This window comes from Vibrio ishigakensis, assembly GCF_024347675.1.
GTDB classification, from domain to species: Bacteria; Pseudomonadota; Gammaproteobacteria; order Enterobacterales; family Vibrionaceae; genus Vibrio; species Vibrio ishigakensis.
Genome location: NZ_AP024882.1, coordinates 687,129 through 699,420, shown reverse-complemented (window position 1 = coordinate 699,420; position 12,292 = coordinate 687,129). Strand labels below are relative to the sequence as shown.

8 protein-coding genes are annotated in these 12,292 nt (G+C 47.8%); 6 read left to right on the top strand and 2 right to left on the bottom strand.

Going from position 1 to position 12,292, the window contains the following annotated elements; all coding sequences use genetic code 11:
• Positions 1-3: 3 nt before the first annotated feature.
• The gene (locus Pcarn_RS17025) at positions 4-933 is read right to left on the bottom strand and encodes an ROK family protein (protein ID WP_261837121.1); all 930 of its coding nucleotides are present in this window, start codon (positions 931-933) and stop codon (positions 4-6) included.
• Between the two features lie 9 nt (positions 934-942).
• Positions 943-2,709 carry a class I mannose-6-phosphate isomerase gene (locus Pcarn_RS17020; RefSeq protein WP_261837120.1) on the bottom strand — a complete coding sequence of 589 codons (1,767 nt, stop codon included), beginning with the start codon at positions 2,707-2,709 and terminating at the stop codon, positions 943-945.
• A gap of 890 nt (positions 2,710-3,599) precedes the next feature.
• Between Pcarn_RS17020 and Pcarn_RS17015 the strand changes: the two genes are divergently transcribed.
• From Pcarn_RS17015 to Pcarn_RS16990, 6 genes are all read left to right on the top strand, one after another.
• On the top strand, positions 3,600-5,891 hold the full coding sequence (locus Pcarn_RS17015) for a pyruvate formate lyase family protein (RefSeq protein ID WP_261837119.1): 2,292 nt from the start codon (positions 3,600-3,602) through the stop codon (positions 5,889-5,891).
• Between the two features lie 51 nt (positions 5,892-5,942).
• Positions 5,943-6,845 carry a glycyl-radical enzyme activating protein gene (locus Pcarn_RS17010; protein ID WP_261837118.1) on the top strand — a complete coding sequence of 301 codons (903 nt, stop codon included), beginning with the start codon at positions 5,943-5,945 and terminating at the stop codon, positions 6,843-6,845.
• 9 nt (positions 6,846-6,854) lie between these two features.
• The gene (locus Pcarn_RS17005) at positions 6,855-7,676 is read left to right on the top strand and encodes a Cof-type HAD-IIB family hydrolase (protein ID WP_261837117.1); all 822 of its coding nucleotides are present in this window, start codon (positions 6,855-6,857) and stop codon (positions 7,674-7,676) included.
• Positions 7,669-8,643 (top strand): Gfo/Idh/MocA family protein, encoded by a 975-nt coding sequence (locus tag Pcarn_RS17000; RefSeq protein ID WP_261837116.1) that lies wholly within the window; start codon positions 7,669-7,671, stop codon positions 8,641-8,643. Before Pcarn_RS17005 ends, Pcarn_RS17000 begins: the two co-directional genes overlap by 8 nt.
• Positions 8,644-8,837: 194 nt before the next feature.
• Entirely contained in the window at positions 8,838-10,673 is a 1,836-nt protein-coding gene (locus Pcarn_RS16995; protein ID WP_261837115.1) for a glycoside hydrolase family 13 protein, read from the top strand.
• A complete protein-coding gene (locus tag Pcarn_RS16990) occupies positions 10,660-12,267 on the top strand; it encodes a glycoside hydrolase family 43 protein (protein ID WP_261837114.1) in 1,608 nt (535 codons plus the stop codon). Before Pcarn_RS16995 ends, Pcarn_RS16990 begins: the two co-directional genes overlap by 14 nt.
• Positions 12,268-12,292 lie beyond the last annotated feature (25 nt).

Below are 12,292 nucleotides of genomic sequence, written 5' to 3'. Positions count from 1 at the left end.
GGATTACATGAAGTAATTTTTTGTTTTTGATTCTGCGCCAAGCATGACTGAATAGCTTGGCTTCTGTGCGAGCATGATCTTAAAGCTGCCTTTAGGTAGCCACACACGCTCTGATACGTAGTCTTGGATCTTGTCTAGGATGTTGACTGAGGAGTTAAATACACCACCGCTTAGCACCACCACTTCACTGTCATAAGAGTGAAGCATGTTGATCACCGCACTTCCCCAGTGGGCAATAAGCTCATCGCCTAGCTGCTGACAGACAGGGTGGCTGTGGTAATGATCAAAGATCACCTTATAATCCACGGGGCCGTCGAACTCGATACCCTCCAGCACCACACCTCGCTCCTCTAGGTATTCGTTCAAGATAGAGTTACTGGCATAGGCTTCGATACACCCCTGATTACCACAGGTACACTCTCGGCCCCCTACATGGCCGATTAAGTGTCCGCCGATATTGCCCGCCACATGATTGCGGCTGTGCAGTACCTTGCCATTCATCATCACAGCGGTGCCTATTCCGGTCCCTATGATGACCAGAGAAATATCTTGGTAGCCTTGAGCACAGCCAGAGATAGCCTCACCCATCAATGCCTGCTTGGCGTCGTTGAACAGTTCAGCTCGAACACCAAAACAGTCTGCAGACCAAGAGGCGAAGTCATAACCTACCGCCTCTTCAAGCTTTTTATTAATGGCAATCAGGGCGTTTTTTCTTGAATCAACGATGCCCGGCAGCGCGATAGCCACACCTTGCAGCGCCTCTAGGGCGATACCTTGGTCAGCAAAGCCGTTATGTACTCTCTGCTCAAGCTCTCCAAGGATGTCATTGAGTGTCATTGTCTTAGAGGCAAACTGAGCGGAGAATAGAACCTGGTGATCACTCACCAGGCCGTATTTCACGTGACTGCCACCAATATCTATTCCTAGATACATCCTGGCCTCCTAGACGCGAACGAAGGCTTTCAACGTAGCCACTTGCTGTCCTTCACTCTCGCCATAAGGACGGATAACGTACTCGCTCACCGATGCTGGTACGATGAAGGTCTCAGCGTAGTGCACAACATAAGGTTCGAATGCACCTGTTGGGCTCTCAACGATGGCTTCTTTACCTTCAATAAGGTTGAGCACGTTCACGTTGCCATTGGTTTTATGAGTGACTGGCTTGCTGAACCAGTGACGACGTGTTTCGATGAACTCACGCTCGTGCAGACCAGTGCGCTCTTCGATCCAGCCGTCACCTTCTTCGATAAACTCGATACGGTTAATAAGGTTCTCTTTGGTCCAATCGGTATCGCGATCCCACTGAATCACCTCTTTACCGTGGTCAAGGTGTACAGGGCGTGGCAAGCCATCCAGACCAACGCGGTCCCAATCCCACAATTTGAAGGTAAAGATATAAGGAGTTGCACTCACCTCAAGTACCATAGAGTTCGCACCTGAACAGTGGATAGTGCCCGCAGGGATCAGGAAGTGATCGTGCTTTTTCGCCGGGAATTGATTGATAAAGCGCTCATCATCAAACGACTTCTCGCCGCGCTGCGCCGCACGCAGATCTTCCATCATTTCATCTGGATCAACGCCGTTCTTCACGCCTAGATAAACCGTTGCATCATCGCCCGCATCCAGCATGTAGTAGCTCTCATCTTGGGTGTAATGCATGCCGAACTCTTGCTGGATATATTCGGTCAACGGGTGCACCTGAAGGCTTAGATGTTGGCCTTCCATCGTATCTAGGAAGTCAAAACGAATTGGGAACTCTGCTCCGAAGCGAGCGTGGACCTCTTCACCCAACAAAGCACGAGGCTCCATTAATACTAGGTCTTGAGATGGGATTTCAACGATAACGTCATCCACTTTCAAGCACATGCTGTTCTCTTCTGGAACGCAATCAAAGCACCAAGCATAGTTATCTTTTGAAGGGTCTAAATCACACACCTCTTTCATCCATTGACCACCCCAAACACCTGGGTCAAAGAATGGGATAAGGCGGAAAGGTTGCTGAGTCGATTGCTTCAGACCAGCACGCAGTGCATCACCAGTGATCAGCTTTGGTGTGCTGTTATCATTGGTATCAAGTAAGAAATCCGTCTCTTTGAGCAGTGGTGTCTTAAAGCGGTCGAATACACGCCACTCAATGAAGAAGGCGCGCTTGTAACGACGCAAGATATCTTCTTCCGTGTTGTCTACACCCCAGTTACCAATCTCACCGCGACGATAGCGTTGTTGGATCTCCCAACGAGCTAGATCAGCGTAGACGTGGACGTCACCCTCGTGTACCAATGTGGCACCCGGGCCAATAACTATAGTTAGGTTATTGGTGGCGTTTTTAACCTGAGATTGCAACTCAGCCAACTTGTCGCCATCGAAGAACTCTTCTAGTTTATGTGGGGCCATAAAGCCAAACACGCGGTCATCAGTAAGGTTGCGCTCTATCATGTTTATGATGCGCTCTTCCGGCAATTTTGCCACCTCTGAGTCTACGATCAGTGCGTCTGTGAAGCTTGATTCAATGGCATTGATAACAGAGCCTTTATCAACACCTGGGTACATATCAATGATAAGAACATTTTTGCTGTCTTCTTTACCCGCCAGTTTGGTGGCAATAGCATCACAGATGCTGTTCCAGCCTTGCCAGCTTTGAGACTCATGGCCCTTAACTTCAATATGTGGGAATTTGTCGTAATTCGCTTTGCCAGTTAGATATGTCATTGTCACTTCCGAAACTCTTTAGGTTTATTTGCGAATCACGATATCTTGCCCACCCGCAGGCCTCAATTTGCTAAAAGAGTTTAACCACACACAAACCCCTGATTTGCCTAAAATCTCGGGGGATATGTGATTGACATCACCTTTTTTTAAGCCCCCAAATACCAAAAATAGGTTAAAGGTTTAACCCTGCATATTTGGCTGTTTTTGATAACTCGGTCACCAATAGGGTCAAGACCCAAAAACAGTTGTAAAAACAGGTTTTCGTGCTGACTTTTGTAATTGCAGCTAACCCAAGCCTCTGCAGTGCACAAATTCGCTATTTGACTGCTTGATGTCCCCCTGATTCATAGGGATTTGCTAACTCAATCACATAATATTTTGCTATCTTCAGCTGAGAAACAGCCAAACTTGTAATAACAAATAAAGAACCTCTTCACCCAACTAAATTTAAGCACGGTTTAAGCAAACCCGATTAAACAAGGAAGAGAAATAACCAAGACAAGTACCCTGAGTGTTGCGTTAAACATCTGTGTAAAACTATCAGCACCCAACCGCTTATTCAGAAACACAACAAACGGCAAACTGATTCTTGGCGAAGGGATGGCTCAAAGGATCTGGAAGACATCGCCCTATTTAATCGATACCGACCAAAACTGAGCCCGTCACACAACGGAGGTATCCTGACTGGTTCAGAGCGCGATTACTGTATGACTCTCTAAAGCCAACCTACTCTCCAGCCATTTGTCACTACAGATTAACCAGTTTAACCACTCAATATCTGCTATAAAAGCCTAAAACCCCACTTTTTTTAAGCTTTTTCATGCAACTTGTATTTACATATTTTAGAGACTTGGCTAAGGTGTACCCATACTTCCAGAGGAAACCAAATCATGTCATCAAAAATTGAAAACAACCCAAGTCAGGTTGATGTAAACAAGAAGATTCCATGTGAAAAACCGCTGCTTCAGCAGCTTGAGATCATGGAGGCGTACACCCAGGCTCACCAATCTGAGTCTGATATCTACAAGCGTGAAGCCAAATGCTTGGCTGAGCTTTACCCGGTTCTGTTCAGACAAATTGAACAGGAAGACATAGTCGTTGGACGCCTAGATGCATTGCCTATCGGTTTTGGTAGCGTAACCTCAGTGGGCGGAGTAGGTCACTACTGCAACTTTGACAAACTCGCTCAGCTAAAAGACGAGCTCAATGACAGCGAGCACGCACGTATTGACGCCCTGCTCGAATACTGGAAAGAGCACGATACCCGTTCAATCTATTTCAAAGAAACCTTGACCGAGACTACCCTTGGTAAGTTTGTAGATGTGAATTACCCTGCGATTGCAACAGCGCGCCTAAGCGGTATGTATCTTGATTACAACAAGCTTGTAGATAATGGCATTAACGGTATGAAGGCGATCATTAATGACCAGCTGTCTAGCGCAAAAGCGGTCGGTGACCACAAGGCAGTATCACTGCACCAGTCATTCCTATCGGCATTCGCAATTGTACAAAACGTTATCGACCATCACATTACACTGTGTGCCAAGGAGATGGAGCAGACCTCAGAACTCACTCGTAAGCAAGAGATGAGCGACCTGATTGATGCCCTAAGCGCCGTGCGCGAAGAAAAACCAAAAACCTTCCTAGAGGGCATTCAACTGACTTGGCTATACAGCCTATGCTCAGGGGTAGTGAATTTTGGCCGCATGGATGACTACCTTGGCGACCTTTTAGTGGCAGATCTTGAATCGGGCCGAATCACAGAGCGCCAAGCCATCAACTACATTCGTTCACACTATCGCCTGATCGAGTCGCGTAAGACCACGGTTAATGGCCGCGTTATCATTGGTGGTGTCGGGCGTCGCAACCCAGAAACCGCAGACGTGTACTGCCGACTTTCCATTCAAGCGGTGCGCGAGAATAAGGACACAGAGCCACAGTTCACCCTGCGTATCTATAAAGGCATGAGTGAAGAAGTCTACTCGGACGCGCTAGAAGCCATCGGTGAGGGTCTTACCTACCCTATTCTTTATAACGATGATGTAAACGTGCCGGCTGTAATGAAGTCGATGCAGATTTCAGAGAAAGATGCGCAGCAATATGTGCCTTTTGGTTGCGGTGAGTTTGTTCTATCAGGTATGAGCGTAGGGACGCCAAACACCTGTATCAACATCCTTAAGATCCTCAACATTGCCCTAACTGGCGGCACTGATTTCTGGGATGGACAAGACAAGAGCGGCGGGACACCACTTTTGCAACCAGACGCCATCACCAGCTTCGATGATGTGATGCAGAACTACAAAGACCTGCTTGATCACTACATCAAGATCACCTCTGAAGCACAATCTTACTCTTATCAGGTAATGAATGAGCAGGTAGGTTATCTGTTCACCAGCATCCTGACTGACGACTGTATCGGCCGTAGCAAGGCCCTGCTTGACGGTGGCGTTTACAAGCTAGGTGGCACCAACGAAACCTATGGTAACTCAAATGCTTATGACTCATTAGCAGCTATCAAAAAGGTTATCTTCGAGGATAAGAAATACAGCTATACCGAGCTAATTCAGGCTCTTAAAGTGGACTTCGACGGCTACGACCGTATGAAGCACGACCTTATTCAGGCACCAAAATTTGGTAACGATGATGCCTACATTGATGACATCGCAGTAGAGATGCACGAGTACATCTGTAACGGCATTAAAGATGCCGCCGCGAAAGTGGGCATGGACAGCTACCTAGTGGTTATCATCAACAACCAAGTAAATACCGAGTGGGGCCGTGCAACCAGTGCCTCTGCCGATGGCCGTCACCGTGGCGTCTACATGAGCAACGCCAACAACCCGCAAAGTGGTGCCGATAAAAACGGCCCAACGGCGATGTTGAATTCACTGGCTAAGCTAACAGCAGACGTGCACGCAGGTTCGGTACAGAATATTAAGTTCAGTAAGGACATGTTCAACGGCAAGCGTCCAATCGTAGAAGCCCTGATGGACGGTTACTTTGAGCAAGGCGGACCACAGCTGATGGTCAGCGTGGTAGGTAAAGGTGAGTTGGAAGCGGCTTACCACAATCCTGAGCAATACCCTAACCTAGTGGTTCGCGTCGGCGGCTTCAGTGCTCGCTTTGTCAACCTGGACCGAGATGTTCAATTGGAAATCCTGAATCGTACCCTTAACGATTAATCCACTTATAGCCCGCTCTATTGCGGGCTCTTTTCTCAAGGTTATTAAGTTATGAATGGTGTGATATTTGATATCCAGAAGTTCAGTGTGAATGACGGACCCGGTGTGCGCACGACCGTCTTCCTAAAAGGGTGTCAGATGAAGTGCGTTTGGTGCCACAACCCAGAGTCTCTGTCGGTACAGAAACAGCTCTCTTTTTCAGAGCAAAAGTGCACTTCGTGTAAAAGCTGTGTTGAAGTCTGCCCAAACGACGTTCACTCCTTTGACGCCAATGGCCGACACCTAGTGGACTTTAACGCCTGTGATGCCTGCGGGAAATGCGTCGATGCCTGCCTTCATGGGGCATTAAAGATCTATGGTAAAACCATGTCGGTGGACGAGGTGTTTGATGAAGTCATCAAAGACAAGGTCTATTTTGATAAATCGGGCGGTGGCATTACCCTCTCAGGTGGTGAGGCGCTAAAGCAGTTTGATTTTTGTTTGGCACTGGCGAAAAAATGTAAACAACACGGACTGCATGTGTGCATTGAAACCAACGGCGCGTCCAAGTCCGATCACTATCGAGCCATTGCTCCTTTTGTCGACCTATTTTTGTTCGATTACAAGGCTACCGGTGATAAAGCCCACAAACAGCTGACCGGGTTGACCCGTCGCCTAGTCGACGAAAATCTGGCCCTGCTTAATCAGCTCAACGCCGATGTTATTCTGCGCTGCCCCATCATTCCTGAATACAACCTAAGTAATGAGCACCTTGCGGCGATATCCGAGCTAACCCTTGCCTATAACAACATCCAAAAGGTAGAGGTTTTGCCTTATCACAATTTTGGTCAAGGTAAGGCTAAAGAGATCGGCCGAGAATATGAGGTAGAGGTTGAGATGCCAACCGATTCAGACTCAGCCACATGGATAGAGCGCATACGTTCCCATGGGGTTATCAACGTCAGTCTAGGCTAAGGAGAAGCTATGTTTCGACTCGTTGCCTCAGACCTAGATGGAACTTTATTAAACGCAGAGCACAGATTATCTAAAAGGAGCAAAAGCTGTCTTGAGCGACTCCACCAGCACGGCATCCATTTCGCGTTTGCCACTGGTAGACACCATCTGGATGTGGCTAAACTGCACCAATATGTGGGCATACCGGCCTTTATGGTCACCTCAAACGGCGCCTGCATCCACGCGCCAGATGGGAGTGTTATCTATCAAAACTTCCTGGATGAAGCACTTTGCGCCGAGATCATCGCATTATTCGAGAACCAGCCCAATATTCGGGTACATTTATACAATTCTCGAGCTTGGCTCTGCTCTGATATTGAGCCCTTGATGGCAGGCCAAAATCAGCAAACTGGCTTTACCCCAGAACGGTTCGATATACGCAAACCACCACTGAAGAATATCCTGAAAATCTTTGTCACCTGTGGTGACCCAGCCATCTTGGAGCAGTATGCGCACCTAGGCCGGCAGCGCTTTGCTGATGATGTTACCCTCACCTCATCAGGCAAACATTTTCTGGAGTTTAATGCCAAACAAGACTCCAAGGGTAATGCTCTGCGCTTGTTGGCCAATCAACTGAATGTGGAACTTAAACACACCCTAGCCTTTGGCGACAGCATGAACGATCTTTCCATGCTGAAAGCAGCCGGTTGTAGCCTAGTCACCAGCAATGCTGACCCTAGACTGACTAAAGCTATGCCGGGTCTAAAAGCCATTGGGCACCACGCCGATGATGCCGTCGCACGCTACCTCACTTCCTATTTAAACTCTGAATTAGTACTTGAAAATGATTAATCTTGCTGTGATTGGCACTAACTGGATAACAGAAAAGTTTGTCCAAGCCGCCCACGAAACCGGATGCTTCAACCTAAAGGCGGTCTATTCCCGTCAACTGGAGAGGGCACAAGCGTTTGCCCAGCCATTTAAGGTCGAAACCTTATATGACGATTTAATGAGCTTAGCCAAAGCCAAACAGATCGATGCTGTCTACATCGCTTCTCCAAACTCACTGCATTGTGAGCAAGCGATAGTCATGATGGAGCATGGAAAGCATGTTGTTTGTGAAAAACCCTTGGCATCTACCCCAGATGAAGTGATAAAAATGATGGAGGTGGCTAGGGCCAACCATGTGGTGCTGCTTGAGGCGTACAAGACGCAGTTCTTGCCAAACTTTAGGGCGCTCGACACACATTTAGGGAAAATAGGTAAGGTGCATAAAGCGCACTTTAACTATTGCCAATACTCATCCCGCTATCAAAAGTATCTGGATGGCTTAAACCCCAATACCTTTAATCCCGCTTTCTCTAATGGCTCAATCATGGACATCGGCTTCTACTGTATTGCGGCGGCGGTTTTCTTATTTGGCGGACCACAAAAGGTGTTAGCCAGTGCTCACCTTCTCCCTTCTGGAGTGGATGGGCATGGAACGGCAATCCTTTCCTACCCAGACTTTGATCTTCTCATCTCTCACTCTAAGGTGACAAACAGTCACCTTGCCAGCGAGATCCAAGGAGAAAAAGGCAGCATCATCATAGAACACATCGCCGAATGCGACCGACTTACTATCCAGTATTCTAATGGTGAGGTAGAGCATATCGAGTTGCCCCAAGCTGAAAACTCCATGTATTACGAAGCCGAGGCATTTGCACAGCGCATCCAGCACAAAGGACCTTATACAAGTCAGCACTCACTCACGGTGGCAAACCTTTTGAGCGAGATACGTAAGCAAACCGGCGTGCACTTTCCCGCCGACGCAGTCTAAACCTAACCCGCCTGTTTGGCGGGTTTTTACTGTATGACAGGGCCTAAACAAAGGTCAGCATCTGGCAGGCAATAGCCGGTTTTGACATGACAACTGGAAAATGCAGGGTTAAACCATATAACCAATTTGACCAAAAAGTAGAGGTTCCATAACGTGTTCACATATTTTTTGTGATTACAAAATGAGGAAATCTGATGGTCGAACATAGCATTTTCCACGAGATAAAGAGCCGCTATTGTTACTTATTTAGCAAGGATACCTTGCACCTAAGGCTAAGGGTAGCCAAGGGGGAAGCACAGTCACTGCAAGTGGTTGGCTGGGACCCATATCACTGGAAACCGGACCCAACCGCCAACGCAAACTGGTCACTGGATCGCGATCGCTTCATCTACGACCAGATGCAAAAGGAGCACAGCGACGCATTTTTTGATTATTGGTTTGTGGAAATCACCCAGCCCTCGCTGCGCCTAAGATACGGTTTTATTGGTCACAGCCAACAAGGGGACTTTTTCTACGGCCCTAAAGGTGTGATCACAAAAGAAGAATATCTGGCGTTTGACTACGAGAGTGCCTGCTCTAGCATCATGCCCTACTTCTTCCACTACCCATTCTTCAACCAAGCGGACCGTTACTCTCCACCCTCTTGGGCACACCAGACCGTTTGGTATCAGATTTTCCCCAACTACTTCAACAACGCGAACCCCAAACTTAATGATGAGCACACGATTGAATGGGGAGACCAAACCAGTGAAACCCAGTTCACTAATTTTGGTGGCGATATCGAAGGCATTATTCAAAAGCTGGACTACATCAAAGACCTGGGTTTCAGTGGTATCTACTTCAATTCGCTGTTCAAAGGCGAGTCATCGCACAAGTACGACATCGACGACTACTATCAAATAGATCCGCAATATGGCAGCAACCAAGACTTCAAGCGTTTGGTGGACGAAGCCCACAAGCGAGGCATAAAGATCATGCTAGATGGGGTCTTCAACCACTGTGGTTGGGCACACCCTTATTGGCAAGATGTTATTGAGAAAGGAGCACAATCTCCCTACTTTGATTGGTTTGTGATAGAGCGCGAGCCCGTGATCAACTTCGACCCCAAAGAGATAGATCCAACCAACCTCACCTACGAGGTAATGAATAACCTTAACTATCATACCTTTGCCCTAAACCCATTCGCGCCAAAATGGAATGATGCCAACCCTGAAGCTCGCGCATATCTGATCAACTCCGCCAAATATTGGACAGAAGAATTTGGTGTGGATGCATGGCGCATGGATGTCTCTATCGAGATCTCCCATGATTTTTGGCGAGAGTTGAAGCAAACCCTCAAAGAAGTAAGCCCTCACGTGTATGTCATAGGTGAGAATTGGGACCGCTCCTATCCTTGGCTACGTGATAATCAATTTGATGGCATGATGAATTTTGAGGTGACATACAACATCCTTGAGTTTATCGGTGATAAGTATCTGCATAAGAAGAAAACAGCGACTGAATTCATCAAGGATCTGCATGATTATCTTGTTCACTACCCCAAAAACATGCTTCCAAACATGTTTAATATTGCCGATACCCAAGACACTGAGCGAGTCATCTCTTTTTGTGAAAATGACGTTCGCAAAGCCAAGCTCGTTTACGCCCTGCACATGTTTATGCCCGGCGCTCCCTGTATCTACTACGGCAGTGAAGTGGGCCTAACCGGCGTCACCCCTTATGATGGCAGAAAATGCATGCCATGGTCGCCACAGCCACACACTCATGAACTGCATAGTTTTCTTAAGCAATTGATTGCACTAAGAAAAGAAAACCCAGCTATGGCTAACCTAGAGTTTGAATGGCTGGAAATAGACACAGATCACAATGCCTTCATCTTACGAAAACAAACCGCCAATAACCGTGTCTACCTACTGCTTAACAACAGTGACAGCGAAATCACTTTCAATAACAGTTCGCTATCAATCAATGACCGCACCCTAAGTGCTTACAGCTTCAATATTGTGGTACAAAGCTATGACCTTGATTAAGAACCCTATCCTGCCAGGGGCCTACCCTGATCCTTCTGTTGTGCGAGTTGGGGACGACTTTTATTTGGTGAACTCAAGCTTTGAGTTCTTCCCAGGACTGCCAATTCATCACAGCAAAGACTTAGCCAATTGGACTCTAATTGGCTATGGCCTAGATAGACAAGAACAGCTCGACGATAGCATCAACCTTATGGACGTGGAGTCCGATGGTGGTATCCACGCACCATCGATTCGCTATCATCAGGGAAAGTTCTATATCATCACCACCAATGTCTATCACGCTCCCGAAGGGCAAGAGTCCCATCTAGATAATTGCACTAACTTTATCATTACTGCAGATCACCCTGCCGGTCCTTGGTCGAAACCTATAGTGGTTAAAGGTGCGCCGGGTATCGACCCGGACATCTTCTTCGATGATGATGGCACTATCTGGTATGTGGGTACCCACACTCCAGAAATTCGAGCCGATGACTCTGAGGGCGAAATATGGATACAACAGCTAGACAGTGAAACCCTGCAACTGATTGGCGAGCGATACCCTGTATGGCGAGGAACCGGCGGCATTTGGGTCGAAGGGCCACACCTTTATAAACGCAAGGGCCGCTACTATCTAATGTGTGCTGAGGGTGGCACCGGCTATTGTCATGCTGTAACGGTCGCCTCAAGCCAATCCATTACCGGGCCATATCTCAGCAATGACCGAAACCCCATCCTGACCTCACGCAATCTCGCTCACGATAACTGGGTACACAGCACAGGCCATGGTGATCTGGTGGAACTCGCAGATGGTCGCACCTATATGGTTTGCCTAGGGGTTCGCAACCACGCCAACCACAGAACCAACATGGGTCGCGAGACTTTCCTTCTACCCGTTATGTGGGAAAGAGGTCCAAAGGCCTATGACCATATGTACCGAGGAGCGAATATCGAATGGCCAGTATGTGCGCCAGACACAGGTCGGGTAGAGCCGAGCATAGAGGCGCCATTTGAGACAAGCATTCAACATCGAGACCTCTGCTACTTCGACGACTTTAGTCAAGAAAGCCTGAGCCATGAATGGTTGTTTAGACGTGCCCCGCAAACGCCCCGTTATGAACTGCTTCCATCTAGCCACACCCTAAGACTGCTTGGCAATGAGCAGCGCCTCGAAGAGCGTAAGCAGAGTGCGTTTATCGGCATGCGCCAGCGAAGCTCTATCTTTACCTTCAGTGCCAAAGCCTGTTTTGACCCAAGTGTTTGCAGCGAATCCGGAATTGCTGTGGTGCAAAAGGATGATAAGTTTGTCAGCCTAACCGCGCGTAAAACCGGTGACAAGGCACAACTGCAAGTCACCCTCGCCAGTAAGGCCATCATCAATCAGTCGATTGCTTGGCCAAAGGACAATAGATTTGTCTTTACCATAACCTGTGAGGGGGACAAGTATTGGTTCCAATGCAAGGCAGATAACCAACAGATAGAGTTGGGCGAATGGCAAGGAGAGGAGCTTCTTTCCATGTACTACACCGGCGCCGTATGTGGCCTGTACTGCGTCAGCTTGAACAGTGAGCCAGCCTGGTGTGACTTCACTTCAGTCCGATATATAGGACAGGAGTAGAGGATAAAAAAAGACTGCCTGAGAG

Coding starts and splice junctions, on each gene's coding strand:
- Pcarn_RS17025 (WP_261837121.1), bottom strand. CDS start 933: ATGTATCTAGGAATAGATATTGGTGGCAGTCACGTGAAATACGGCCTG.
- Pcarn_RS17020 (WP_261837120.1), bottom strand. CDS start 2,709: ATGACATATCTAACTGGCAAAGCGAATTACGACAAATTCCCACATATT.
- Pcarn_RS17015 (WP_261837119.1), top strand. CDS start 3,600: ATGTCATCAAAAATTGAAAACAACCCAAGTCAGGTTGATGTAAACAAG.
- Pcarn_RS17010 (WP_261837118.1), top strand. CDS start 5,943: ATGAATGGTGTGATATTTGATATCCAGAAGTTCAGTGTGAATGACGGA.
- Pcarn_RS17005 (WP_261837117.1), top strand. CDS start 6,855: ATGTTTCGACTCGTTGCCTCAGACCTAGATGGAACTTTATTAAACGCA.
- Pcarn_RS17000 (WP_261837116.1), top strand. CDS start 7,669: ATGATTAATCTTGCTGTGATTGGCACTAACTGGATAACAGAAAAGTTT.
- Pcarn_RS16995 (WP_261837115.1), top strand. CDS start 8,838: ATGGTCGAACATAGCATTTTCCACGAGATAAAGAGCCGCTATTGTTAC.
- Pcarn_RS16990 (WP_261837114.1), top strand. CDS start 10,660: ATGACCTTGATTAAGAACCCTATCCTGCCAGGGGCCTACCCTGATCCT.